We start from the raw sequence: 25,185 nt of genomic DNA, 5'->3' as shown, positions 1-25,185 counted from the left end.
TCATGGGTCTTTTCAGCTTTATCAAGAACGCCGGCAAGAAGCTTGGCATCGGCGGCGACGACGATGCTCCGGATGCCGAAAGCGTTCAGAAGGAACTTGCATCCCACGATCTCGGCACCAAGGACGTGCAGGTCGAAGTGGCCGGTGACAAGGTCGTGCTGAAGGGTGTCGTGAAGGACCAGAGCGTCTTCGAAAAGGCCGTCGTCGCCGTCGGCAACACGCTCGGCGTGTCCGCAGTCGAGGCCTCCGAACTCAAGGTCGCCGATGCCGGCGCAGCACCTGCTCCGGCAAAGGAGCCCGTCTTCTATACGGTCAAGAAGGGCGATAACCTCTGGAAGATTGCCGAGGCGCAGTACGGCAAGGGCAAGGGCGCCAAGCACACGGTGATCTTCGAAGCCAACAAGCCGATGCTGACCCATCCGGACAAGATCTATCCCGGCCAGGTTCTGCGCATTCCGGATCTGGATGCGGCCTGAGCGTGTCCTTCAGGCGTTCTCTCGTCGTTGCCGCGCTGGCAAGCCTCTGGCTTGCCAGCGGTTCTTTGGCGCAGCCTTTCCGTGAACCCGCCAAGGGCAGTACGGAGCGTGCCGCCATCCTCGACGCGATCCGCCCCGCGGTCGAAGCCGAGATGCGTGGTCCCGTCGAATTCGTCGTCACCACCATGCGTGCCGCACCCAACTGGGCCTTCATGCAGGTCGAGCCGCAACGGCCGGGTGGCGGATCCATCGACCTGCCGCAAACCGGGTTGCGCGACGAAGCCGACATGATGGATGGTCTGACGGTGTTCGCGCTCGTCAGCTTCCAGAATGGCCGCTGGAACCTGGTCGATCACGTCGTTGGGCCGACGGATGTGGCCTATGCCGGCTGGCCGCTTCGCTACGGTGTGCCGGCGGCACTTCTCGGCCTGGAACAATAAGGACTGCTTCTCATGCAGGTGCTCCCGAAAGGGATCAGACATATTCCGGGTTATCTCGATCGTGCCCGGCAAGAGCAACTGGTCGAGGCCATTCGGTCAGTCGTTGCCGAAGCGCCGCTGTTCGTGCCGGAAATGCCGAAGACTGGCAAACCCATGTCGGTGCGCATGACCAATTGCGGCGCGCTCGGCTGGGTCACGGATCGCGATCGCGGCTATCGTTACCAGTCTCAGCATCCGGTGACCGGCCGCCCCTGGCCGGTCATGCCGGAGATCCTGCTCGATATCTGGGATGCGGTTTCCGCAAGCAGCAAGACGCCCGAGGCCTGCCTGGTAAACTTCTATTCCGAAGAGGCCCGTATGGGGCTGCACCAGGATCGCGACGAGCGCGATCTTGAAACCGCCGTCGTCTCGATCTCGCTTGGTGACAGCTGCCTCTTCCGCGTGGGTGGCAATACGCGCGGCGGCCAGACCATGTCCTTCCGGCTGGAAAGCGGCGATGTCGTGGTGCTGGGTGGGGAAGGGCGTCTCGCCTTCCATGGCGTCGACCGGATCTATCCAAGCACGTCGACGCTGCTGAAGAATGGCGGGCGGGTCAATCTGACACTCCGCCGCGTCAATCCCTGAGGATGCACCGAAAGCTTAGAGCTTTCTGAGCGCCACCTTTTCGGTCAGATGGTTCGGGCCCTTTTGCAGGATCAGGTCGGCGCGCGGGCGCGTCGGCAGGATGTTCTGGTGCAGGTTCTTCAGGTTGATGTTGTGCCACAATCCCTCGGCAATGGCCCGGGCTGCATCCTCGCTGATGGTGGCGTAGCGGTGGAAATAGGATTCCGGATTCTTGAAGGCGGTTTCGCGCAACCGCATGAAGCGGTTGACATACCAGCTGTGGATCAGGCTTTCCTCGGCATCGATATAGATCGAGAAGTCGAAGAAATCCGAGACCATCGGCACGATCTTGCCGTCGGCCGGCAGGTTGCGCGACTGCAGAACGTTGATGCCTTCGAAGATCAGGATATCTGGCCGGTCGATGACCGTGAACTGGTCGGGCAGCACGTCATAGGTCAGGTGCGAATAGCTGGGCGCCTTGACGTTCGGCTGGCCGGCCTTGATCGCCGACAGGAAGCGCAGGAGCGCGCCGACGTCGTAGCTCTCCGGAAAGCCCTTGCGGTCCATCATGTTTTCGCGCTGGAGCACGGCGTTCGGATAGAGAAAACCGTCTGTTGTCACCAGGTCGACCTTCGGGCTCGACGGCCAACGCGCCAGAAGCTGCGCCAGGATACGGGCCGTCGTCGACTTGCCGACGGCGACCGATCCGGCAATGCCGATGACGAAGGGGGTCTTCGTCTCGGACATGCTGAGGAAGCGCTTGCGCTGCTCGAAGAGCATTTGCGACGATTCCACATGGGTCGAAAGCAGGCGTGACAGCGACAGGTAGATCTGCCGGACCTCGCCGAGATCGACGGGGTCGTTCAACGAGCGCAGCCGCTGGACCTCGTCGGCCGTCAGCGTCATCGGCGTATCGGCGCGAAAGCGCGACCATTCCTCGGCGGTGAAGAAATGATAGGGCGAGTAGTCCCGCTTCTGGAGGTTGTCGGGCAGGTCGGCTGCTTCGATGTCTTTCGCCGCGATCGTCATGGGGTCTGCCGATTTGCCTTTTCCTGCAGGCCGGATTGGTTGGTCCGTCGCTGAAGTTCGTTGAGCACATCCTGCAACGGAACGTCGGCGATCTTCAATACGACCATTAGATGATAGAGGAGATCGGCGCTTTCGGCGACGAGATTTGCGCGGTCATTGCTGATGGCCGCGATCACGGTTTCAACCGCTTCCTCGCCGAGTTTCTTCGCCGCCTTCGGCTGGCCGCTTGCCACCAGTTTTGCCGTCCAGGATTCGTCCGGCGCCGCTATCGCGCGTATCGCGACGATGGCTTCGAGGTCGGAAAGTGTGAAGTCGCCCATGGGAGATCCTGAAGCTCAGTCGAGGCGCATGGCGATGCCATGCTCCGCCATATAGCGCTTGGTTTCGCCAATGCTATAGGTGCCGAAGTGGAAGATGGAGGCGGCAAGGACCGCGGTCGCGTGACCGTCCTTGATGCCGGCGACCATGTGGTCGAGTGTGCCGACGCCACCCGACGCGATAACGGGCGCGCGGACCGCGTCGGCGACGGCGCGGGTAAGTGCGATGTCATAGCCGCTCTTGGTGCCGTCACGGTCCATCGAGGTCAAAAGGATCTCGCCGGCGCCGAGATCGACCACCCGACGGGCAAAATCGATCGCGTCGATGCCGGTCGGCTGGCGTCCGCCATGGGTGAAGATCTCCCAGCGATCCGCTTCGCCATCCGTCGAGACCTTCTTGGCGTCGATCGCGACGACGATGCACTGGTTGCCGAACTTGTCGGCGGCTTCGGCGACGAATTCCGGGTTCTTTACCGCAGCCGTGTTGATTGACACCTTGTCGGCGCCGGCCAGAAGCAGCTTGCGGATGTCGGAAACCTGGCGCACGCCGCCGCCGACGGTCAGCGGCATGAAGCACTGTTCGGCCGTACGGGCGATGACGTCGAAGATCGTCTCGCGATTGTCCGAGGACGCGGTGATGTCGAGGAAGCAGAGCTCGTCGGCGCCGGCAGCGTCATAGGCGCGGGCCGCTTCCACGGGGTCACCGGCGTCGATCAGGTCGACGAAGTTGACGCCCTTGACGACACGGCCGTCCTTGACGTCGAGGCAGGGGATAACGCGGGCTTTAAGCGTCATGGTTCAAGCCTTTCTCGCAGCGCGGATCAGCTCCAGCGCCTCCTGCGGGTCGATGCGGCCGTCATAGAGCGCGCGGCCGGAGATGGCGCCTTCGAGCTTGCGCGCGTCCGGCTCGACCATGCGGCGGATATCGTCCATCGAGGCGAGACCGCCCGATGCGATGACAGGAATGGAAACCGCGTCCGCCAGTTCCAGCGTCGAAGCCCAGTTGATACCGGTCAGGATGCCGTCGCGGTCGATGTCGGTATAGATGATCGCCGAAACGCCGGCGCCCTCGAACTTCTTGGCAAGCTCGATCACGCCGAGTTCGGAAGCCTCGGCCCAGCCTTCGACGGCAACCTTGCCGCCCTTGGCGTCGATGCCGACGGCGACCTTGCCGGGGAATTTGCGGCAGGCCTCGATCACGAGCGCCGGATCACGGACAGCCACGGTGCCGAGGATGACGCGGGCAAGCCCGCGCGACAGCCAGTTTTCGATATGGTCGAGCGTGCGGATGCCGCCGCCGAGCTGCACCGGGTTTTTGGTCGCCTTGAGAATGGCGTCAACGGCGGTACCGTTGACCGTCTCACCGGCAAACGCGCCGTTGAGGTCGACCACGTGCAGCCATTCGAAGCCCTGGTCTTCAAAGGCGCGGGCCTGGGCCGCCGGGTCGGGGTTGTAAACCGTCGCCTGGTCCATGTCGCCAAGCTTCAGGCGCACGCATTGCCCGTCTTTCAGGTCGATCGCGGGAAAAAGGATCATGGGTCTGTCCAATCAGTCGTGCGAAAGCTCAGGGCTTCCAGCGCAGGAAATTCGAGATGAGGGCAAGGCCAAGCGCCTGGCTCTTTTCCGGGTGGAACTGCGAGCCCGCCTTGTTGCCGTTGGCGACGAAGGCCGTGACCGGCCCGCCATAGTCGGCCTCGGCGACCACGTCGGCGGCGTCCTCAGCGGCCAGGTGGTACGAATGCACAAAATAGGCATGCAGGCCGGCTTCGCCAACACGGATGCCGTCAAACAGCGGGTGCTCGCGCTTGAGCTTCAGCGTATTCCAGCCGATCTGCGGGATCTTCAGCGTGGTGTCGGCGGGCGTCATCTCGACGACATCGCCGGGGATCCAGCCAAAACCGTGGGTGATGGTCTTTTCAAGTCCGCGCGACGACATCAGCTGCATGCCGACGCAGATGCCGAGGAAGGGTCGCCCAGCCTGTTCGACCGCCTCGGTCAACGCTTGCTCCATGCCGTCGACGGCAGCAAGGCCGCGGCGGCAATCGGCATAGGCGCCGACGCCCGGAAGCACGATGCGGTCGGCGCTCGCCACCCGTTCCGGCTTGTCGGTAAGGTCGATCTCGGCTGCAATGCCGGCTTCGTGGGCGGCCCGTTCAAAGGCCTTGGTGGCCGAGCGCAGATTGCCCGAGCCGTAATCGATGATGGCGACGCGCATCAGCGTTCTCCGTAGGAATCAAAAAGGCCGAGGCCGGGGCCGCCACTTGAGGGCTTGCGCACGGTCCAGTCGGCCGGGGAGGGGGCGGCGGGCTTGGTCTCGTTCGAAGCCAGGCTCGTGAAATAGATCTCTTCGGCCGCTTCGAGATTGGGCGCCGGAACGATGGAACGCAGCGTCCAGTCACGGGCCGTCAGGCTGCGTGCCAGCAGAACCGGCCCTTCGAGCGCCACCACCAGCCGAAGCGCGAGCTGCGCCAGGAGAGATGGCAAGAAGCCGCTCTCGTGGTTCGACAGGAATATTAACGAGATCTGCAGAACAGCAACTGCGATTCCGATTGCCCATTGACGCTTGGCGAGAAGCCAGAGCGCCGGGAAAAGGAAGGCCCACCAGGAAAAGCCGTCGGCGACGAAGCGCGCCCGCTCGTCGTTGGCGCGCGCACCCGGCGGGGTGAGGATCATGTAAGAAGCCATGAGTCAAAGCCAGTGACTGGCCGCTTAGGCAAGGGTCCCCTTGGTCGAGGGAACGCGGCCGGCCTGGCGCGGGTCGATTTCGGTTGCGGTGCGGAGCACGCGGGCGACGGACTTGAAGCAGGTTTCGGCGATATGATGGTTGTTGGCGCCGTAGATGTTCTGGATATGCAGCGTGATCCCGGCATGCTGGGCGAGCGCCTGGAAGAATTCGCGCACGAGTTCCGTGTCGAAGGTGCCGATTTTCGGCGACGTGAAGGTCACGTTCCAGACGAGGAACGGCCGGCCGGAAACGTCCACTGCCGCGCGGGTCATCGTTTCGTCCATCGCAAGATCGAGCGAGGCATAGCGGGTGATGCCGCGCCGGTCGCCAAGCGCCTTGGCAATCGCCTGGCCGATGGCAATGCCCGTGTCCTCGACCGTATGGTGGTCGTCGACATGCAGGTCGCCGTCAGTCTTGATCTCCATGTCGATCAGCGAATGTCGGGCGAGCTGGTCCAGCATATGGTCGAAGAAACCGACGCCGGTCGAAATCTTGGCGATTCCGGTGCCGTCGATGTTGACCGATACGGATACCGCGGTTTCGTTGGTCTTTCGCGAAACCTCTGCGGTGCGGCTGGACGTGGCTTCTGCCATCGGGCTCTCCTGTATACGCTGACGCGGCTCCTTATCAGGCAAAAGCTGAAATATCCAGAACTTGAGCGGTCGATTCGAATCATCCGGTGACAGTCGCCGAACGAAGATTGCCCCGGCGGCCTGTTGCCATTTGCAAACCCGTCTGCCGTACTTACATAGGCCTCAAGCAACCAGGCTCGAGTCACGAGCCGCAATGCCCCGCGTATCAGGGGCCTACGGGTAATTTCATGAGCGAACACAATCCCTACGGAACGATGCATGCGACGACCATCATCACGGTACGCAAGGATGGCAAGGTGGTGATGGCCGGCGACGGCCAGGTGAGCCTCGGCCAGACCGTGATGAAGAGCAACGCGCGCAAGGTGCGGCGGCTTGCCAAGGGCGACGTGATCGCCGGCTTTGCCGGCGCCACTGCCGATGCCTTCACACTGCTGGAACGGCTCGAAGCAAAGCTCGAACAGTATCCCGACCAGCTGATGCGGGCAGCCGTCGAGCTCGCCAAGGACTGGCGCACCAACAAGTATCTGCGCAATCTCGAAGCGATGATGCTGGTGGCCGACAAGTCGATCACGCTGGCGATCACCGGCAACGGCGACGTTCTCGAACCCGAGCACGGCACGATTGCCATCGGATCGGGCGGCAACTACGCCTTTGCCGCGGCCCGCGCGCTGATGGACAGCGACAAATCGGCCGAGGATATTGCCCGCAGGGCGCTGCAGATCGCCGGCGACATCTGCGTCTACACCAACCACAATATCGTCGTGGAGACACTGGATGCCCAATGAGCCCGCGCATGTCAGTTTCGTGCCGGTGGCCGATAGCCACCTGCCGCTGCTGCATGCCTGGCTGAGCGAGCCGCATGTGCGGCAATGGTGGGGCGACCCGGACAAGGAAGTGGAGCTGATCCGCGAAGGCTGCGCGTCAGGAGAAGTGGAAGGCTTCATCTTCCACGTGGCCGGCGAGCCGGCGGGCTACATCCAGTCCTGGGTGCCGGCCCAGTACCCGGACGACGAGCCCTGGGCGAAGGACATGCCGGCCGATGTGCCCGGTATCGACATCTTCATCGGCCCGGCGGAACTGACGGGCAGGGGCGTCGCATCGCTCGCGGTCCGGGCCTTTGCCGGGCGGCTCTTTGCCGCCGGCGCCCCCCGCGTCGTGATCGACCCTGACGCCGGCAACCGAAGGGCCGTCAGCGCCTACACCAAGGCCGGCTTCGTGCCTTACGCAGAATGGATTGATACGTCCGGCCGCACACTCCTGATGGAGCTGACGCGGACCGAGTTTGAGAGGACTACATGAGTACGTTTTCACCCAGAGAAATCGTGTCGGAACTCGACCGTTTCATCATCGGCCAGAACGACGCCAAGCGCGCCGTGGCGATCGCGCTCCGCAACCGCTGGCGCCGCCAGCAGCTCGGGGACGAGCTGCGCGACGAGGTGATGCCGAAGAACATCCTGATGATCGGACCGACCGGCGTCGGCAAGACCGAGATTTCCAGGAGGCTCGCCAAGCTCGCCGGCGCGCCCTTCGTCAAGGTCGAGGCGACCAAGTTCACCGAGGTCGGCTATGTCGGCCGCGACGTCGAGCAGATCATCCGTGACCTCGTCGAAGTCGGCATCGGTCTCGTGCGCGAAAAGCGCCGCGCCGAAGTCAAGGCAAAGGCGCACCAGAATGCCGAGGAGCGCGTGCTCGATGCACTGGTCGGCGCCACCGCGTCGCCGGCAACGCGCGACAGCTTCCGCAAGAAGCTGCGGGCCAACGAGCTCGACGACAAGGAAATCGAGATCGACATCGCCGAGACCGGCGCGCCGGGCGGCGGCTTCGAGATCCCGGGCATGCCGGGCGCCAATATCGGCGTGCTCAATCTCTCGGAGATGTTCGGCAAGGCGCTCGGCGGCCGCACCAAGAAGGTCAAGACGACCGTCAAGGCCTCCTATGGCATGCTGATCGACGACGAGTCCGACAAGCTGCTCGACAACGAGCAGATCCAGCGCGAGGCCGTGAAAGCAGTCGAAGACGACGGCATCGTTTTCCTCGATGAGATCGACAAGATCGCCTCGCGGGAAGGCGGCATGGGTGCTGGCGTATCGCGTGAAGGCGTACAGCGGGACCTCTTGCCGCTCGTCGAAGGCACGACCGTTGCGACGAAGTATGGGCCAGTCAAGACCGACCACATCCTCTTCATCGCGTCCGGCGCCTTCCACGTGGCCAAGCCCTCGGACCTGCTGCCGGAGTTGCAGGGCCGCCTGCCGATCCGCGTCGAGCTGCGCGCGCTGACGAAGGAAGACTTCCGCCGCATCCTGACGGAAACCGAGGCGAGCCTCATCCGCCAGTACAAGGCGCTTCTGGACACAGAAGAGGTCAAGCTCGACTTCACGGATGACGCAATTGATGCGCTTGCAGACGTGGCGGTGCAGTTGAACGCCACGGTCGAGAACATCGGCGCCCGCCGGCTGCAGACCGTGATGGAGCGTGTGCTGGACGAGATCTCGTTCAATGCGCCGGACCGCGCCGGCCACGAGGTGACGATCGACGCTGAATATGTGCGCAAGCATGTCGGCGATCTCGCCGCCAACACCGACCTGTCGCGCTATATCCTGTGACATTTCGGTCGTAGGGCCATGCAAACGCCCGCAACCCTGAATACGCAGGCCGCCTGTCTCTCGACAGGCGGCCGCATTTTTTCTAACACGGACGCGGTTATCGATCGTGGTCCGGGCATTTTTCCGACATGATCTTGGCGTAGGAGCGGCCCGCCGACCGAGGCAGCCTCCACCAGTCACAGGAAGAAGAGATCGTGCGTTTCACCGCCTGCATGCTCGCTATCGCCACGTTTTGCCTGAGCGCAAGCCAGTCATTCGCCGCGACCGACGTTCCGCGGGGCAACCGCAACGTCGAGCAACCGGCGATCCCCGGCGCATCCGTGCGCCGCACCAAGGCCGGCCGCACGTCCTTCGATGCCAAGTTCGAGAAGGTCCGCGATCTGCTAGCCACCGACAAGCAGCTGATCAGCAAGATCAAGTCCGTGTCGCGCGCCTATGGCATCGCACCGATCCACATGGTCGGCGCGATCGTCGGCGAACACACCTACAATGTCGACGCCTACGATCGGCTGCAGTCCTATTACGTCAAGGCGGCTGCCTATGCCGGCAACAGCTTCCAGTTCGGATACGATGGCGAGACGGTCGCGGAATTCGTGGCTCGGCCGCAATTTTCCGAATGCGGCGCCAAGAAGGGCGCCTATGCATTGTGGAGCTGCCGCGAGCGGGTCTGGGACAACGACTTCCGCGGCAAATCGGTGGGCGGCAAGTCCTACCCGAACAACCGTTTCAGCGCCGTTTTCTTCCAGCCGTTCTTCGCCGGCCAGACCTTCGGCCTTGGTCAGATCAACCCGCTGACCGCCCTGATGCTGACCGATATCGTGGCAAAGACCTCGGGCTATGAGCGCCTCGACGAGAACAATGCCGCCGGCGTCTATGAGGCGATCATGGATCCGGATGTGTCGCTTGCCTATATGGCGGCCTCGATCCGTCACTCGATCGACGCCTACAAGTCGATCGCAGGGGTCGATATTTCGACCAACCCCGGTGTAACCGCGACGCTCTATAATGTCGGCAATCCGGATGGCCGCGCGGCAGCGCTCGCCGCCAAGATCCAGAGCGGTCAGGCGCAATGGCCGGAGGAAAACTATTACGGCTGGCTCGTCAACGACAAGCTGTCGGAACTCGAAAGCCTGCTGTGATTCACGTGAAGCACTTTCCTTGATTGCGCCGTAAAAACCTGAAATCCTGGGGCAATCGAGAAAGGCAATCACCATGGACATGCGTCCGGAGCCGTTCGAACCGCCGGCTCCCGTTCCCCGTGTCGGCATTCCTTCCTACCTGAAGATCATCAGGACCGTGCTGCGCAATCCGCTCGAACTGTGGGGCGAGCCATCCTATACGCTGCCCTGGATCGAGACGAAGTTCGTTACCCAGCGCACCCTGATCGTCAACGATCCCGGCCTCATCCGCCATATCCTTGTCGATAACGTCGCCAATTACGAAATGTCGAAGGTGCGCCGGCTGATCCTGCGGCCCATCCTGCGCGACGGGCTGCTGACGGCGGAAGGCGAGGTCTGGAAGCGTTCGCGCAAGGCCATGGCGCCGGTGTTCACGCCGCGCCACGCCAAGGGCTTTGCCGGCCAGATGCTGCGCAGTTCGGAGCAGTTCGTCGAGCGCTATGCCGGAGCCCAGGAAGCTCCCTTTACCACCAATGTCGCCAACGACATGACGGAACTGACCTTCGACATCCTGGCCGAAACGCTGTTTTCCGGTGAGGTCGCCGTCGAGCGCGAAGGCTTCGTCCAGAGCGTCGAGGAATTGCTGCACCGCATGGGCCGCGTCGATCCGATGGACATTCTGCTGGCGCCCGAATGGATCCCGCGCCCGACGCGCATCGGCGGCAAGAGGGTGATGAACCGCTTCCGCTCGATCGTGTCGGAGACCATGGCGCTTCGCCGCCGCAAGATGGCGGAGGACCCTAAGGGCACGCCGCAGGATTTCCTGACGTTGCTTCTGGAGATCGAGGGCAGCCAGGGCCTTTCGACCGCGGAGATCGAGGACAACATCCTGACCTTCATCGGTGCCGGGCACGAGACCACCGCCCGGGCACTCGCCTGGACGCTCTACTGCGTTGCCAACACGCCGGCCTATCGCGAAATCATGGAAGCCGAGATCGATACCGCGATGGCAAGCGGTGCCGAGCCGGTCGAATGGCTTGGTCTGATGCCGCATGTGCTCGCAGCCTTCGAGGAGGCGATGCGGCTCTATCCGCCGGCGCCGTCGATCAATCGCGCGGCGATCGAGGAAGACGCGTGGACCTCAGCGACTGGCGAGCGGGTGCGCATCCCCAAAGGGATCGCCGTACTGATCATGCCCTGGACGCTGCATCGCCATGTGCTCTACTGGGATAAGCCGCGCGCGTTCATGCCCGAGCGTTTCCTGCCGGAAAACCGAGAGAAGCTGAACCGCTACCAGTATCTGCCCTTCGGTGCCGGCCCGCGCGTCTGCATCGGCGCGACTTTCGCGCTGCAGGAAGCGGTGATCGCGTTGGCAGTGATGATGCACCGCTACCGCTTCGATACGACCGCGGAAACCAATCCCTGGCCGGTGCAGCGGCTCACTACTCAACCGCGGGGCGGGTTGCCGATGAGGGTTTCGGCTCGCTGAAGGTCTTGCCGGGGATCGGTGACTGAACGGAACGCACCGGAGAATCCGCCGGCTTCGGCTGCTGTAGCATTTTCGACGGCTTCTTGATCGTCTTGATCTGTGCGCAGGTGGCGTCGCCGACATTGTCGCAGGGCTTGTAAACCACGATCTCGCTTCCGGCGCCATCGTCCCAGACCGCCTGGATCGTCAGCGTTTGCGCCGTTTTGGCGGGCAGCGAGATGTAGACATATTCGGCCGTCTCGTCGCCGGGCAGGTTGAAGGGCAGCTGCGGATTGCACTTGGCCAGCGGGAAGCGTTGGTCGAGCGCATCCGAATTGATCGAGTAGCGGATTTCCGATAGCCGGCAATGCATCGTCTGCAGTGCCGTGAAATAGATCAGCTGCCGGTCGTCATAGTCGCGAAACTGGATCCAGCCGGTCTGCTTGTTGGCATCGAGCATCGCCTTGTAGATCGCGACTTCGGGCAGCTGCGGCTTGTATTCCTCTTCCTCCGCGTCCTGTGCTCGCGCCGCCGCAATCGGAAGCGCAAGGGAGATAGCCGAAAGCAGCCAAACAAAGGCGAGAGGACGGTGGCGTTGGTGCATGCGCTATGTCTCCGTCCTGCATTTGTGTCGCTCGATAGATCACTGATGTCCGCGACACGATGGTTTTCCCTTGAAATATGTCATATCACCGCATCGATCCCCATTGAACCCGGGGCCTCTGCGCCCCGCGCGAATTCCGGACTGCGCGAATTGACCTCCCATTTTCTTCTCGGCATCGACACCGGCGGCACCTACACCGACGCCGCCCTCTTCTCGGAGACGAAGGGGGTGGTCGCCAAGGCCAAGGCGCTGACGACCCGCCATGACCTCGCGGTCGGCATTTCCGGTGCAGTCGAAGCGGTGCTCGATCGGGCCAGCGTGCCGGTCTCGGCGATCAGCATGGTCTCCCTGTCGACGACGCTTGCCACCAATGCGCTGGTTGAAGGGCAGGGCGGCCGCGCCGGCCTCGTCATGATCGGCTTCGGCCCCGAGGATCTGAAGCGCGACGGTTTGCAGGAAGCGCTCGGCTCGGATCCGGTAGTCTTCCTGCCGGGCGGCCACAATGTGCATGGCGGTGAGACCCCGCTGGACATGAGCGAGCTTGACGCCGCTCTGCCAACTCTCGCAGGTCAGGTCTCCTCCTTCGCTATTGCCGGCTACTTCGCCGTTCGTAATCCGGATCATGAAAAGCGCGTGCGCGACCGCATCCGCGAGGTCTCGCACCTGCCGGTCACCTGCAGCCACGAACTGTCCTCGAAACTCGGCGGGCCGCGCCGTGCCTTGACGACCCTGCTCAACGCCCGCCTCGTCTCGATGATCGACCGGCTGATCGGGTCCTGCGAAGGGTTCCTCAAGGCGCGCGGCATCGACGTGCCAATGATGGTGGTGCGCGGTGACGGTGCGCTGATTTCGGCCGAGGAGGCGCGGCTGCGCCCGATCGAGACGATCCTCTCCGGTCCGGCAGCAAGCCTCGTCGGCGCAAGGCATCTGACCGGCCTCGACAACGCCGTGGTTTCGGATATCGGCGGCACCACCACCGACGTGGCCGTGCTCGATGGCGGCCGCCCGCGTCTCGATGCCGAAGGCGCCGTCGTTGGTGGCTTCCGCACCATGGTCGAGGCTGTTGCGATGCGGACCTACGGCCTTGGCGGTGATTCGGAAGTGCGCATCAACGATCGCGGCCTCAAGGCGAAGATCGACCTCGGTCCGCGCCGGCTGATGCCGCTCAGCCTCGCCGCAGCGCTCCACGGCGACGCCGTCATCTCGGTGCTGGAAAAACAGATGCGCGCCCAGCACACCGGGCGCAACAATGGGCGCTTTGCTGTGCGTACCGGCCTGCCGGATCATCTGGCAAGCGGCCTGCAGCCACAGGAGCAGGCGCTCTACGAGCGCATCGGTAGCGTCCCCGTCTCGCTTGAAACGCTGCTCGTCTCGACGCCACAGAAGGCGACGCTCGATCGTCTGGTGGCCCGGGGGCTCGTCCATATCTGCGGTCTGACGCCGTCTGACGCCATGCATGTGCTCGGCCGGCAGTCGCAATGGAACCTCGAAGCGGCCGAGCTTGGCATTCAGCTTGCGGCCCGGACCCGCGACGGCTCCGGCCAGCCGATTGCTTCTTCTCCACAGGCGCTGGCCCAGATGATCGTCGATCGGCTGACGCGGCAATCCTCCGAGGTCATCCTGCAGGCCTGCCTCGGCGAGGACGGCGCCGGCGCGATCGATCCCGCCGTATCGCAGGCCGTCGATCGTGCGCTGACCCGGACGCCCGGCATCGTCCGGTTCTCGCTTGGTCTCGATCGTCCGCTCGTCGGTCTTGGCGCTTCGGCGCCGGTTTATTACCCGGCTATTGCCGAGATGCTCGGAACCGAAGCCGCCATTCCCGAGGAGGCCGGCGTCGCCAATGCCGTCGGCGCCGTGGTCGGCCAGGTAAGCGCCACCGTCACCGTTTTCGTGACGATGCCGGAGGAGGGCATTTTTGTCGTCAACGGGGCCGGGGCCAGCGAACGCTTTCTCGATCAGGAAAAGGCTTTTGGTGCCGCGCGCCGACGGGCCGAGACCGCAGCGCTGGAGGCGGCGCGCACCAACGGTGCCGATGATCCCGCGTCGTTGCTGCGCGAGGAAATCGATGCGCCGGAGGTCGAGGGCAGCCCCAAGCTGATCGAGGCCCGGTTCGTTGCGTCCGCCAGCGGCCGGCCGCGCATCGCGCACGGCTGATCTTTTCCATTTCGGAAACAATTCTTCGCATCCTTGCAGAATTGACAGGGAATGAATTGGTGAGAAACTGCGGCCGTTTCACGCGCGTATTGCGCATGGGCTGGTCCGAGACCCGCTTCAGGCGCAAGATCAACATGTTGGGGCGTTTTCATCGCATCCGTTCGGATCGGTGGCGCTCCTTACGTCTATTTCAAGGAGTTGGCAGATGGACCGCATTGAGACGTATGGATTGAAGATTGATGCGGACCTCCATCGCTTCCTGGTGGAAGAGGCGATGCCGGGCACCGGCGTCGATGCAGAGCACTTCTTTGCTGAGCTTTCCGCCCTCGTGCACGATCTGGCGCCGAAGAACCGGGCGCTGCTCGCCAAGCGCGACGACCTGCAGGCCAAGCTCGACGCCTGGTACAAGCAGAACGGCGCGCCCAGCGATATGGAGACCTATCAGGCCTTCCTGCGCGATATCGGCTACCTGCTGCCCGAGGGTGGCGAGTTCAGCGTTTCGACCGCCAATGTCGATCCGGAGATCGCGACGATCGCCGGCCCGCAGCTCGTCGTTCCCGTCATGAATGCGCGCTATGCGCTGAACGCCGCCAATGCACGCTGGGGCTCGCTCTACGATGCGCTCTACGGCACGGACGCGATTTCGGACGCCGATGGCGCCGAGAAGGGCCGCGGCTACAATCCGAAGCGCGGCGCCAAGGTCATCGCCTGGGCGCGAAACTTCCTCGACGCCAGTGCGCCGCTGGCGAATGGAAGCTGGGCCGACGTTACGTCCCTGAAGGTTGCTGGCAGTGCGCTGGCGATTGGTCTCAAGGATGGTTCGAGCACTGCACTGCGCAACGCCGCTCAATTCGCCGGCTATTCCGGGGCTGAAGGTGCGCGCTTCGAGATCGTTCTCCGGCACAACAATCTGCATGCGATCGTCGTCCTCGACGCCACCACGCCGATCGGCAAGGAAGATCCGGCGGGCATCGCCGACGTCATTCTCGAATCGGCGATCACCACGATCATGGACTGCGAAGATTCGGTCGCCGCCGTCGATGCCGAAGACAAGGTCGTCGTCTACCGCAACTGGCTCGGCCTGATGAAGGGCGACCTCGAAGAAGAGGTTGCCAAGGGCGGCAAGACCTTTACCCGTCGTCTCAATGCCGACCGCGTTTACACGGCAACTGCCGGCGGCACGCTTTCCCTTCCCGGCCGCTCGCTGATGCTGGTCCGCAACGTCGGCCACCTCATGACGAATCCGGCTATCCTTGACCGCGACGGCAAGGAAGTGCCCGAGGGCATCATGGACGCGATGGTGACGGCGCTGATTGCCCTCCACGATGTCGGCAACGGCGGTCGCCGCATGAACTCGCGCGAGGGTTCCATGTATGTCGTCAAGCCGAAGATGCATGGCCCCGAGGAAGTCGCCTTCGCCAGCGAAATTTTCGCCCGTGTCGAAAAGGCGCTCGGCATGCCCGCCAACACCATGAAGATGGGCATCATGGACGAGGAGCGCCGCACGACGGTCAACCTCAAGGAATGCATCCGCGCGGCCCGCGAGCGCGTCGTCTTCATCAACACCGGCTTCCTCGATCGCACCGGCGACGAGATGCACACCTCGATGGAAGCCGGCCCGATGATCCGCAAGGGTGACATGAAGCAGGCAGCCTGGATCGGCGCCTATGAAAACTGGAACGTCGACATCGGGCTTGAATGTGGCCTGTCCGGTCACGCCCAGATCGGCAAGGGCATGTGGGCGATGCCCGATCTGATGGCGGCGATGCTCGAACAGAAGATCGCCCACCCGAGGGCCGGCGCCAACACCGCCTGGGTGCCGTCGCCCACGGCGGCCACTCTGCACGCGACCCACTACCACCGCGTCAATGTTGCCGAGGTCCAGGCGAGCCTGAAGAGCCGCGCCCGCGCCAAGCTCTCCGATATCCTGTCGGTGCCGGTCGCCGTCCGCCCGAACTGGACGCCCGAGGAAATCCAGCGCGAACTCGACAACAACGCGCAAGGCATTCTCGGCTACGTCGTGCGCTGGGTCGATCAGGGTGTCGGCTGCTCGAAGGTTCCGGACATCAACAATGTCGGCCTGATGGAAGACCGTGCGACGCTGCGCATCTCCGCCCAGCACATGGCCAACTGGCTGCATCATGGCGTCGTCACCGAGGCCCAGGTCGTCGAGACGATGAAGCGCATGGCGGCCGTCGTCGACAGTCAGAACGCCGATGATCCGCTCTACGTCGCGATGGCCGGCAATTTCGACCGTTCGATTGCCTTCCAGGCCGCCGTCGAACTCGTCCTCAAGGGCCGCGAGCAGCCGAACGGCTACACCGAGCCGGTCCTGCACCGCCGCCGCCTGGAGCTGAAGGCGCGCAACGCCGCCTGATTCGCCACCGAAATCGGGGTATTGGAAAGAGCCGTGCGTTCAAATGAACGCACGGCTTTTTCGTTTCAGCGGTGGTCCGGGCTTCCAGGCACGATCGCAGCCCGTGCCGCTCTAAAACTCCGCCCAGCCGTCCGTTGCGAGTGCGGCATTGCCGTGGGTAGCATAGGGGGCTGGTCGGCGTACCGGCTGAGGACGTCCCTGGTCACGCGTGGTTGCGGCGACTGCCGGGGCAGGCGCCATCGGCCTGCCCTTTGGCTGGGCCTCGCCGGCGAGCGTGAAACGGTCGATCAGGTTGCGCAGGTTTGTGCCTTCCTGCGCCAGCGTTGCGGAGGCCGCATTGGCTTCCTCGACCATCGCTGCGTTCCGCTGCGTTACCTGGTCCATCTGGTTGACGGCGGTGTTGACTTCGCTCAATCCCACCGACTGTTCGCGGGCGGAGGTGGCGATCGCCGCCATGTGTTCGTTGATCGTGATCACATGCGCCTCGATCGTCTGCAGCGCCTCGCCGGTGTCGCGCACCAGGTGCACGCCGTTCTCGACCTCCCGGCTCGATGTACGGATGAGATCCTTGATTTCTTTCGCAGCCTTCGCCGAGCGCTGGGCGAGCTCGCGCACCTCCTGGGCCACGACGGCGAAGCCCTTTCCCGCTTCGCCGGCCCGCGCTGCTTCGACGCCGGCATTCAGCGCCAAGAGGTTTGTCTGGAAGGCGATCTCGTCGATGACGCCGATAATGCTGGAAATCTGGCTGGAGGATTCCTCGATCCGACGCATGGCTTCCACCGCGTTGGCGACGACGACGGCGGATTGGGCCGCGCTGGTCTTCGCCTCGCCGGCGATGTCGCGTGCCTCCTCCGTCCGTCTTGAGGAATTGCTGACATTGGCGGTGATCTGATCGAGCGCCGCGGCCGTTTCCTCGAGAGACGCGGCCTGCTGTTCGGTGCGCTTGGACAGGTCGTCGGCGCTCTGGCTGATTTCGCGCGTGCCCATGCCGATGTTTTGGGCGCTGTCGGCAACGGCGAGAAGCGCATCGTTCAACTGCGCGGCCGCCTTGTTGAGGTCGTGCCGCAATTGTTCGAACTCGGCGGCGAACGGCTCATGTAGCTGAACGGCGAGATCGCCGTTGGCCAGCCGCTGCAGGCCGCCGGCAAGTCCGGCGGTCGCCTGCGTCAGCTTTTCCTGCGCCGCCTGCTCCGCCGCCTTCTGGACGCGGACACGTTCGGCCTCGCCGTTGCGGCGGTTCTCCTCGGCCTCCGCCTGCAGCCGAAGATTCGAGCGCGCCGCCTCGCGGAAGGATTGAATGGCGCGGGCCATTTCGGCGATCTCGTCCTTGCCGCGCACCGGCTCGTCGGCATCTTCAACGTGGCCGTCGATCAGCCGGCGCATGGCGGCGATCTGGCGGGCGAGCGGTCCGACGACGCCGCGCAGCACCACAAGGAGGGTGCCGGCAGCAAGCGCCACGACGAGAACGATGATCCCAATGTTGAGTGTCTGTACGGTTTCGAACTCGTGATGCTTGGCCTCGAAGGCCGTACCCGAAAGTTCGACCTGCAGGTCCGAAATCTCGGAGATCGTGGCCGTCAGCGGATCGATCGTCGCGTAGAGCTTGTCGCGCACGAAGGCATCAAGAGCCTTCTGGTCCTTGGCCGAGAGGATTTGCGTGAGTGCCGTGATCGAATCCATCGCAACGACCATCTGGCTTCGTGCATTGTCGACGAGGTTCCGTTCCTCGTCGGTCATCGAGGTCGCCGCATAGGCATCCCAGTTTGACTTGATCGTTTCCCGTGCGGCATTGACCGAGGCAAGCCCGCTCTCCATCGATTCGTTGCCATTGCGCACCTTGTGGGCAGCATCGACGATCGAGACCGCAAAGGCGTCGGAAGTCGCCTTCAGGTTCTTCAGCGGCACAATGCGATCGGCGTAGACCGCGTCCATCATGTCGCTGGTTTCCGACAGCGTGCTCTGGCTGTGAATAGCGATGCCGATAGCGATGGATGATAGAAGCGCGATTGCGCCGATAAGCTTGGTCTTGATCAGCATGCCAGTCCCTCCCGAGCGGAATTTCGTGGGCACACTGTTTCGATTATTTAGATAACGCTTACTTAATAAGCGACTGAATTTAAGTCGAAATTGAACTTTCCGAGCGGACAGGGACAAATACCGCGACCCTGATTTGAGCGCGAATCAGGACGGCAACTTTGCGTCGATGGTGTGCCTGCTTGCGGCTTTCGCTCGGAAGTTGGGTGACGTGAGCGCGAACGAAAAAAGCCGCCGACAGAGTCGGCGGCTTCGTCAGTCTCGATCTGATTCGATTACTGCTGGACGACGACGCGGGCGCTCTTGCCGGGGCGAACGCGCGAATAGAGGTCGATGATGTCCTGGTTGATCAGGCGGATGCAGCCGGACGAAGCGGCGGTACCGATCGAGGACCATTCCGGCGTGCCGTGCAGACGGAACAGTGTATCCTTGCCCTGGTCATTGAAGAGGTAGAGGGCACGGGCGCCAAGCGGGTTCTTGAGGCCGGGACCCATGCCATCTTCGACGTACTTGGCGACTTCCGGCTTGCGTTCCGCCATTTCCTTCGGCGGATGCCACATCGGCCATTCCTGCTTCCAGGCAATATAGGCTTCGCCTTCCCATGCAAAACCGGCCTTGCCGACGCCGATGCCGTAACGAACGGCCTTGCCGCCCGGCAGCACGTAGTAGAGGAAGCGATTCGGCGTGTTGACGACGATCGTTCCGGGGCGCTCGCTGGTGGCGTAATCGACGATCTGGCGATGGAAACGGGTATCGACCTTGCTGATCGGAATGGCCGGCAGCGCGTAACCGTGATCCTCAACTGCGCCATAATCGCCGTTAAAGATCTGATTCGTAGCAACCTGTACCGTTGCGGGCGCGGGTTCGTTCGCAGCCGTTTCGGGCTTGGACGAGGTCGTCGAGCAGCCGGCAACGGCGAGTGTCGCCGCGAGGCTGCACAAGAGGAAGGCATTGCGGAAGCGCATGGGAGTCTCTTAAAAAGAAGCGAAGTAAAAACTGGGTCGCCGCGACCAACAGTGAGTACGGTTATTTTCGATTAGTTTGAGCTATGCAAGAGATTGCGCGGCCACAATTTGGCTGAAAAGTGCAAATTCCATGACCCTTGTTTTTTTGCAACAAAATGACCGGCTCAAAGGGACACCGGACGCATGACAATCCTCTCCATCCATGGCGACAACCCCTTGATCGACGGTCGCCAATCGAATCGCGCGATGATGGTGCGCCGCGGCGTGCAGCGGCTTTTCGCCGAGCTGCGCCATTCGGTCCTGCCGGAATTGACTTTGGCGAGTGGGCGGCGTGCCGATCTGATCTCCTTGTCGGTGAAGGGCGAGATCTGGATCGTCGAGATCAAAACCTCGATCGAGGACTTTCGTGTCGACCGCAAATGGCCGGACTACCGACAGCACTGCGACCGGCTGTTCTTCGCCACCCATGCCGGCGTGCCACTGGACATCTTTCCGGAGGACTGCGGACTGCTGCTGTCTGACGGTTATGAAGGCCACATCGTTCGCGAGGCGCCCGAACACAGGCTGCCGCCGGCGACACGCAAGTCGGTGTTGCAACTCTTTGCCCGTACGGCAGCACAACGGCTGATGCTTGCCGAATGGGCGGCCGAGCGCAACGGCGAACTCGGTGATTCGATCGGCGACATCCTCTCCGGCGGTCGCGACTGATCCCGCGGGGAAAAGCGACCGGAGCAGCGGTTGTGCGCCGGTCGTGGAAGTTGATTGCTTACTTCGGCGCGCGCTTGGCGAGAATGCGCTGCAGCGTGCGGCGATGCATGTTGAGCCGGCGCGCCGTTTCCGAGACGTTGCGCTCGCACATTTCATAGACGCGCTGAATATGTTCCCACCGCACGCGATCGGCCGACATCGGGTTTTCCGGCGGCTCGACGCGTTCGCCCTGGCGCTGCACGAGCGCGGCAAAGATGTCGTCGGCATCGGCAGGCTTGGCGAGATAGTCGACCGCGCCGAGCTTCACCGCGTTCACGGCGGTGGCGATGTTGCCGTAGCCGGTCAGCATGATCATGCGCGTGTCGTCGCGCCGTCCGCGGATCGCTTCGATCACGTCGAGGCCGCTGCCGTCGCCGAGCCTGAGGTCGATGACCGCATATTTCGGCGGGTTGCCCTTGGCCTTGGCGATGCCTTCCGCGACCGATTCGGCGATGTCGACCGAAAAGCCACGGGCTTCCATGGCGCGGGCCAACCGCCTGAGAAAGGGTGCGTCGTCATCGACGAGCAACAGGGTGCGGTCCGGTCCGATCAGTTCGGCGTCCTGTGCGGTGGTGCTGGGCGAAGCTGTCGATTTGTCGGTCATTCTCGCAATCCTTGGGCAAAAACGGAACGCTTTCGCCGAGATTATAGGTTTCTGCCTCGTTCAATAAACTGCGAAATGTCATTTCGCCAGTTTCGTATCCATCAGGGCGCGCGGCCATTCGACGCTGACCCGGGCGCCCGGCCTCTCCGGCCCGCCATTCTCGAAGCGCAGGCGCGCGCCCGAGCGTTCGAGCAGCGTCTTTGCGATAAAGAGCCCGAGCCCGAGGCCGCCGGCGCTGTCATCCTTCTGCCTGCGTGTCACATAGGGTTCGCCGATCCGCTGCAGGATATCGGGCGCGAAACCGTCACCATCGTCCGCGATCGTGACGCGAACCCGATCCGCCGTGTGCTCGACGGTTACGGTCACCTGTTTCTTGGCGTAGTCGACGGCGTTTTCCAAGAGGTTGCCGAGCCCATAGAGAATGCCGGCATTGCGGTTGCCGACCGGCTCCGTGGCACGGTCGCCCTTTTCGATGAGCTCGATGTGGATGCCGAACTCGCGATGCGGCGCCATCACCTCTTCGATCAGCGACGACAGCGGCAAGAGCCGCATGTGCTCCTCGCTCTCGGAGGACAGCGTCGTCAGCCGCTTCAGGATATCGCGGCAGCGTTCGCTCTGGCTGCGCAGCAGATGCACGTCCTCCCCGAAGCGCGGATCGTCGCCGAGTTCGCGTTCCATCTCCTTGGCGACGACGCTGATGGTCGCAAGCGGCGTGCCGAGTTCATGGGCTGCCGCTGCCGCAAGCCCATCGAGCTGCGACAGGTGCTTTTCCCGCTGAAGCACGAGTTCGGTCGCCGTCAGCGCTTCCGACAGCTCACTCGCTTCCAGCGACACGCGGTAGGTATAGAAGGCGGCAAAGGCGGTCATCGAGACGATCGCAAACCAGATGCCGGCGGTCAGCACCCGCGGCATCAGCAGGACCGTGCCCGGATACCAGGGCAGCGGAAAGGGTGAGAAGGCGAGTGCGGTGATGGCGATTACCGCAAAACCGGCAAGAATGATGCTGTGTGACTTCGGCTGCGACGCAGAGGAAATGATGACCGGGACGCAGAGCAACGGCGCGAAGGGATTGGTGAGCCCGCCTGTGATGAACAGCAATCCGGTGATCTGCGCGAGATCGAGGCCGAGAAGCGCGAAGGCCGCCGGCGGCTGCAACCGGTGCGTCGGCGGATAGCGCAACGTCACATAGGCGTTGACCAGCGCGAGGCTCGCGATCAGCACCAGGCAGGAAATCAGAGGCAGAGGAAACTGCAGCCAGAAGGCCGTGATGAGGACGGCGATCGACTGGCCGCCGACGGCAAGCCAGCGCAGCCGAACGAGCGTCTGCAGGCGCAGGCTGCGGTTGCTGGTCTGGTCGTTGTTGTGTTCGAGCGCAACAGTGGTCATTCGTGCCTGCATTCCAATGATCGATGCTTTCGTCTCATGTACCACGGGGCTTCGCCCGTGTCGTCGGCGCCGCATTGGCCGGATCCTCGGGCCAGGGATGCTTCGGATAGCGCCCGCGCATGTCGGCGCGCACATCGCGCCAGGAACCCGCCCAGAAACCGGGCAGGTCGCGCGTCGTCTGGATCGGCCGATGGCCGGGCGAGATCAGCTCGAGCAGCAGCGGCAGCCGCCCATCGCCGATCGCCGGATGGGTCTTCAGGCCAAAAAGCTCCTGTACCCGGATCGACAGCAGCGGCTCGTCGCCGTCGTAGTGGATCGGGTGCCGTTGCCCGGTCGGCGCCTCGAAATGCGTCGGCGCCAGCCGCCCGAGTTCCCGTTGCCGCTCGTGTGGAATGAGGGAGAGCAGACCGTCGGAGAGGTTGGATGCCTTGATGTCGGCAATCGCGGTGATGCCGTGCTGGAAGGGAACGAACCAGTCGTCGAGACGGTCGAGCAGCGCTTCGTCGGAAACATCCGGCCAGGGTTCACCGATCGAGCGGTTGAGGAAGCCGAGGCGGTCGCGCATCTGCATCGCCTCCTTGGAGAAGGGCAGGATGGCAAGGCCGAGCTGGCGTACGCCGTCGGCCAGTGCCCGCGCCGCCGATTCACCGGTCGGTCGTGTGAGCGGCGCCTCCTCGAAGATGATGGCGCCGAGCCGCGTGACCCGACGCGCCCGCACCTGCCGGCTGGCCTTGTCGAAAAAGCTCTGGTCCTCGCGGGTTATCGCCTCGGGCATATGCGCCTCGACCTCGGCGCGCGTCAGCTCTGCCGCCGCCAGCACGCGCTGGCCGCCGGCGCGGCCGGTCAGGTCGGCGATGACGAGCATGGAAGCCGCCGCCAGCCGCTCCGTCTCGGGGATCTCGGCACCCCGTCCGTTCGCCATGACGAACCGGCCGCGGCCACCGCGCTGCAGCGCGATGCGGTCGGGAAAGGCGTGCATCAGCAGGGCACCCGGCTGGATCGGTTCGCTCGATTTCGGCGCGCCCTTCAGCTCGGCCGCCATGCGCCGCGCCAGATTGCGCGAGGCGTCGGCGCGGTCGCCACGCTCCTGACGGAAGCGGCGCACCCGCTCCTCGAGATCGACGCTGTTGCCGCCCAAGCCCTGTTCGGTCAGCATCACCGCCAAGAGACACGCGGTTTCCGCCTGTCCCTCTTCGGCCGCGGCGACCGCCATTGCCGCCAGCCGCGGCGGCAAGGCCAGGTCGCGGATCTTGCGGCCCGTCGGGGTCAGCGCGCCGGCCTCGTCCAGCGCGCCAAGGCTGGTCAGCAGTTTCCTCGCTTCGGCGAGTGTCGTCTCTGGCGGCGCGTCGATGAAGGCAAGGGTGGCCGGATCGCTGACACCCCAATGGGCGCAGTCGAGCAGCAGGCCCGAGAGATCGCTGGCCAGAATCTGCGGCGGCGTGAAGGCGGCAAGCGCTGCGGTCTGGCCGCTATGCCAGAGACGGATGGCAATGCCGGGTTCGGTTCGCCCCGCACGGCCGGCGCGCTGATCGGCAGACGCGCGCGACACGCGCACCGTCTCCAGCCGCGTGATCCCGGTCGCTGCCTCGAACACCGGAAGGCGCTGCAGGCCGCTGTCGATGACGATGCGTACGCCGTCGATGGTGATCGAGGTTTCGGCGATCGAGGTGGCAAGCACGATCTTGCGGGTGCCTGATGGCGCCGGCCGGATCGCTGCATCCTGTTCCTTTTGGGTCAGGTTGCCATAAAGCGGTACGATCGCCGTATTGTTGTCGAAGCGGTCCTGGAGCCGCGTGGCGACTCGGGTGATTTCAGCTTGGCCGGGCAGAAAGGCGAGGATGGAGCCATCTTCCGTACGATGCGCTTCGGCAATGGCCCGCAGCATCGTGTCCTCGACGCTGTCGCCGCGATCCTGGTAGCGGATGTCGATCGGATAGCTGCGCCCCTGGCTCTCGATGACCGGCGCATCGCCAAGCAGGCCCGAGACCCGCTCGACATCGAGCGTTGCCGACATAACGATGATCTTCAGGTCGTCACGCAGCGCCGCCTGTACGTCGAGCGCCAGCGCCAGGCCGAAATCCGCGTCGAGCGAGCGCTCGTGGAATTCGTCGAACAGCACGGCTGCGACGCCCTTGAGTTCCGGGTCGTCGAGGATCATGCGGGCAAACACACCCTCGGTCACCACTTCGATGCGTGTCTTGCCGGAGACGCGGTTGTCGAGACGCATGCGATAGCCGACGGTTTCGCCGACCTTCTCTCCCAGGAGTTCGGCCATGCGGCCAGCTGCGGCGCGCGCTGCCAGCCGCCGCGGCTCGAGCAGAATGATCTTTCCGCCCTTTGCCCAGTCCTGATCGAGCAGGAAGAGCGGAACAAGCGTCGTCTTGCCGGCGCCGGGTGGGGCGGAAAGCACCACGGAGGGGCCTGCGGTGAGCGCATGTGCCAGTGCGGGCAGCACCTCGCGAACCGGAAGCGCAGGAAGCTGTGTCGTCACGTCTGGTTCTCCGCCCCCTATAGAGATGATGGCGCTGCGTGCGGTCGGTGCATCCGTCGGCTCATGCATCACCATGTTGTCGGTCCGCCACCGCATGGATCGTCATGTCGGGCAGGGCGGACAATTCGCAAGTACGGCAATCGCCCGCCCAAGGGCAAGCGTGACGCGTCCGTGAGCGTGCTTCGTGTGGCGCTTCGTTGCTGGAGATATCTACATCTGACGGCTGAGAGATCCATGCTGTCTACATGTAGATGAGCTCGCTCAGAGGGGCGTTTTGGGCCACGTGAAATGGCCATCAGGTTTTTGACCGCCTGGTCAAAGATTCGCGCCGCGGATTCGCTTGTTTTCCGGTGCATTAAATCGACCTAGTTTATCAACAGCTGGAATTATTGTTTAAATTCAGTGAGTTGTCGATTTTTGAAGTTTTTTTGAACGTGGCTGTTGACGTCTG

24 protein-coding genes are annotated in these 25,185 nt (G+C 63.5%); 11 read left to right on the top strand and 13 right to left on the bottom strand.

Annotated features, from left to right (window positions below):
• Positions 1-2: 2 nt before the first annotated feature.
• Genes lysM through OVA00_RS19210 form a run of 3 tightly spaced genes read left to right on the top strand, consistent with a single transcriptional unit; the run spans position 3 to position 1,540 of the window.
• The gene (gene lysM, locus OVA00_RS19220) at positions 3-476 is read left to right on the top strand and encodes a peptidoglycan-binding protein LysM (RefSeq protein ID WP_034802175.1); all 474 of its coding nucleotides are present in this window, start codon (positions 3-5) and stop codon (positions 474-476) included.
• 2 nt (positions 477-478) lie between these two features.
• Positions 479-916, top strand: coding sequence for a hypothetical protein (locus tag OVA00_RS19215; protein WP_234852608.1), 438 nt, complete (start codon positions 479-481; stop codon positions 914-916).
• Between the two features lie 12 nt (positions 917-928).
• On the top strand, positions 929-1,540 hold the full coding sequence (locus OVA00_RS19210; RefSeq protein ID WP_060521549.1) for an alpha-ketoglutarate-dependent dioxygenase AlkB: 612 nt from the start codon (positions 929-931) through the stop codon (positions 1,538-1,540).
• A 15-nt stretch (positions 1,541-1,555) separates the two neighbouring features.
• Here the strand turns inward: OVA00_RS19210 and coaA are convergent, their stop codons facing one another.
• The 7 genes from coaA to hisB are packed head-to-tail and all read right to left on the bottom strand — an operon-like array spanning position 1,556 to position 6,183.
• Positions 1,556-2,548 carry a type I pantothenate kinase gene (gene coaA / locus OVA00_RS19205; protein WP_060521550.1) on the bottom strand — a complete coding sequence of 331 codons (993 nt, stop codon included), beginning with the start codon at positions 2,546-2,548 and terminating at the stop codon, positions 1,556-1,558.
• Positions 2,545-2,868 (bottom strand): phosphoribosyl-ATP diphosphatase, encoded by a 324-nt coding sequence (locus tag OVA00_RS19200; protein WP_192438712.1) that lies wholly within the window; start codon positions 2,866-2,868, stop codon positions 2,545-2,547. Before OVA00_RS19200 ends, coaA begins: the two co-directional genes overlap by 4 nt.
• 15 nt (positions 2,869-2,883) lie before the next feature.
• Positions 2,884-3,660, bottom strand: coding sequence for an imidazole glycerol phosphate synthase subunit HisF (gene hisF, locus OVA00_RS19195; protein WP_034802161.1), 777 nt, complete (start codon positions 3,658-3,660; stop codon positions 2,884-2,886).
• Positions 3,661-3,663: 3 nt separating this feature from the next.
• A complete protein-coding gene (gene hisA / locus OVA00_RS19190) occupies positions 3,664-4,401 on the bottom strand; it encodes a 1-(5-phosphoribosyl)-5-[(5-phosphoribosylamino)methylideneamino]imidazole-4-carboxamide isomerase (RefSeq protein ID WP_060521552.1) in 738 nt (245 codons plus the stop codon).
• 28 nt (positions 4,402-4,429) lie between these two features.
• On the bottom strand, positions 4,430-5,080 hold the full coding sequence (gene hisH / locus OVA00_RS19185) for an imidazole glycerol phosphate synthase subunit HisH (protein WP_112977270.1): 651 nt from the start codon (positions 5,078-5,080) through the stop codon (positions 4,430-4,432).
• Entirely contained in the window at positions 5,080-5,550 is a 471-nt protein-coding gene (locus OVA00_RS19180) for a DUF2628 domain-containing protein (RefSeq protein WP_268089471.1), read from the bottom strand. The genes hisH and OVA00_RS19180 overlap by 1 nt, the downstream gene beginning before the upstream one ends.
• 24 nt (positions 5,551-5,574) lie before the next feature.
• Positions 5,575-6,183 carry an imidazoleglycerol-phosphate dehydratase HisB gene (hisB, locus tag OVA00_RS19175; protein ID WP_034802151.1) on the bottom strand — a complete coding sequence of 203 codons (609 nt, stop codon included), beginning with the start codon at positions 6,181-6,183 and terminating at the stop codon, positions 5,575-5,577.
• Positions 6,184-6,410: 227 nt separating this feature from the next.
• Between hisB and hslV the strand changes: the two genes are divergently transcribed.
• The 5 genes from hslV to OVA00_RS19150 all read left to right on the top strand — a co-directional run bounded on the left by hslV (position 6,411) and on the right by OVA00_RS19150 (position 11,393).
• Positions 6,411-6,968 carry an ATP-dependent protease subunit HslV gene (gene hslV, locus OVA00_RS19170; RefSeq protein WP_051659613.1) on the top strand — a complete coding sequence of 186 codons (558 nt, stop codon included), beginning with the start codon at positions 6,411-6,413 and terminating at the stop codon, positions 6,966-6,968.
• Entirely contained in the window at positions 6,958-7,482 is a 525-nt protein-coding gene (locus tag OVA00_RS19165) for a GNAT family N-acetyltransferase (RefSeq protein ID WP_060608910.1), read from the top strand. Before hslV ends, OVA00_RS19165 begins: the two co-directional genes overlap by 11 nt.
• Positions 7,479-8,786, top strand: coding sequence for an ATP-dependent protease ATPase subunit HslU (gene hslU, locus OVA00_RS19160; RefSeq protein WP_034802146.1), 1,308 nt, complete (start codon positions 7,479-7,481; stop codon positions 8,784-8,786). Before OVA00_RS19165 ends, hslU begins: the two co-directional genes overlap by 4 nt.
• Positions 8,787-8,980: 194 nt before the next feature.
• Positions 8,981-9,925 (top strand): DUF1402 family protein, encoded by a 945-nt coding sequence (locus OVA00_RS19155; protein ID WP_268089470.1) that lies wholly within the window; start codon positions 8,981-8,983, stop codon positions 9,923-9,925.
• 73 nt (positions 9,926-9,998) lie between these two features.
• On the top strand, positions 9,999-11,393 hold the full coding sequence (locus tag OVA00_RS19150; RefSeq protein WP_268089469.1) for a cytochrome P450: 1,395 nt from the start codon (positions 9,999-10,001) through the stop codon (positions 11,391-11,393).
• On the opposite strand, the gene OVA00_RS19145 is transcribed toward OVA00_RS19150, so the two are convergent.
• Positions 11,347-11,976 carry a hypothetical protein gene (locus OVA00_RS19145; protein ID WP_268089468.1) on the bottom strand — a complete coding sequence of 210 codons (630 nt, stop codon included), beginning with the start codon at positions 11,974-11,976 and terminating at the stop codon, positions 11,347-11,349. The genes OVA00_RS19150 and OVA00_RS19145 overlap by 47 nt on opposite strands.
• Before the next feature lie 150 nt (positions 11,977-12,126).
• Here OVA00_RS19145 and OVA00_RS19140 point away from each other — a divergent pair, with 150 nt between their 5' ends.
• Positions 12,127-14,130 carry a hydantoinase/oxoprolinase family protein gene (locus OVA00_RS19140; protein ID WP_268089467.1) on the top strand — a complete coding sequence of 668 codons (2,004 nt, stop codon included), beginning with the start codon at positions 12,127-12,129 and terminating at the stop codon, positions 14,128-14,130.
• A 205-nt stretch (positions 14,131-14,335) separates the two neighbouring features.
• Complete coding sequence (locus tag OVA00_RS19135) at positions 14,336-16,507, top strand: malate synthase G (RefSeq protein ID WP_268089466.1); 2,172 nt, start codon at positions 14,336-14,338, stop codon at positions 16,505-16,507.
• Positions 16,508-16,618: 111 nt separating this feature from the next.
• Here OVA00_RS19135 and OVA00_RS19130 read toward each other — a convergent pair whose 3' ends face one another.
• Both OVA00_RS19130 and OVA00_RS19125 read right to left on the bottom strand, forming a co-directional pair.
• Positions 16,619-18,544, bottom strand: coding sequence for a HAMP domain-containing methyl-accepting chemotaxis protein (locus OVA00_RS19130; RefSeq protein WP_060521560.1), 1,926 nt, complete (start codon positions 18,542-18,544; stop codon positions 16,619-16,621).
• Positions 18,545-18,816: 272 nt separating this feature from the next.
• Positions 18,817-19,506: a L,D-transpeptidase gene (locus tag OVA00_RS19125; protein WP_034802133.1), complete on the bottom strand. Its 690-nt coding sequence runs from the start codon at positions 19,504-19,506 to the stop codon at positions 18,817-18,819.
• Positions 19,507-19,689: 183 nt separating this feature from the next.
• Between OVA00_RS19125 and OVA00_RS19120 the strand changes: the two genes are divergently transcribed.
• Complete coding sequence (locus OVA00_RS19120) at positions 19,690-20,214, top strand: MmcB family DNA repair protein (RefSeq protein WP_112977275.1); 525 nt, start codon at positions 19,690-19,692, stop codon at positions 20,212-20,214.
• A 58-nt stretch (positions 20,215-20,272) separates the two neighbouring features.
• Here the strand turns inward: OVA00_RS19120 and OVA00_RS19115 are convergent, their stop codons facing one another.
• From OVA00_RS19115 to hrpB, 3 genes are all read right to left on the bottom strand, one after another.
• Positions 20,273-20,857 (bottom strand): ActR/PrrA/RegA family redox response regulator transcription factor, encoded by a 585-nt coding sequence (locus tag OVA00_RS19115; RefSeq protein WP_034802128.1) that lies wholly within the window; start codon positions 20,855-20,857, stop codon positions 20,273-20,275.
• 78 nt (positions 20,858-20,935) lie between these two features.
• Positions 20,936-22,243, bottom strand: coding sequence for an ActS/PrrB/RegB family redox-sensitive histidine kinase (locus OVA00_RS19110; protein WP_034802125.1), 1,308 nt, complete (start codon positions 22,241-22,243; stop codon positions 20,936-20,938).
• A gap of 34 nt (positions 22,244-22,277) precedes the next feature.
• Positions 22,278-24,734: an ATP-dependent helicase HrpB gene (hrpB, locus tag OVA00_RS19105; RefSeq protein WP_268089465.1), complete on the bottom strand. Its 2,457-nt coding sequence runs from the start codon at positions 24,732-24,734 to the stop codon at positions 22,278-22,280.
• Between the last annotated feature and the right edge of the window lie 451 nt (positions 24,735-25,185).

Source organism: Ensifer sp. SL37, assembly GCF_026672675.1.
GTDB lineage: Bacteria > Pseudomonadota > Alphaproteobacteria > Rhizobiales > Rhizobiaceae > Ensifer > Ensifer adhaerens.
Note: the sequence above shows the minus strand (reverse complement) of the source record. Positions and strands in the feature narration are given on the sequence as shown.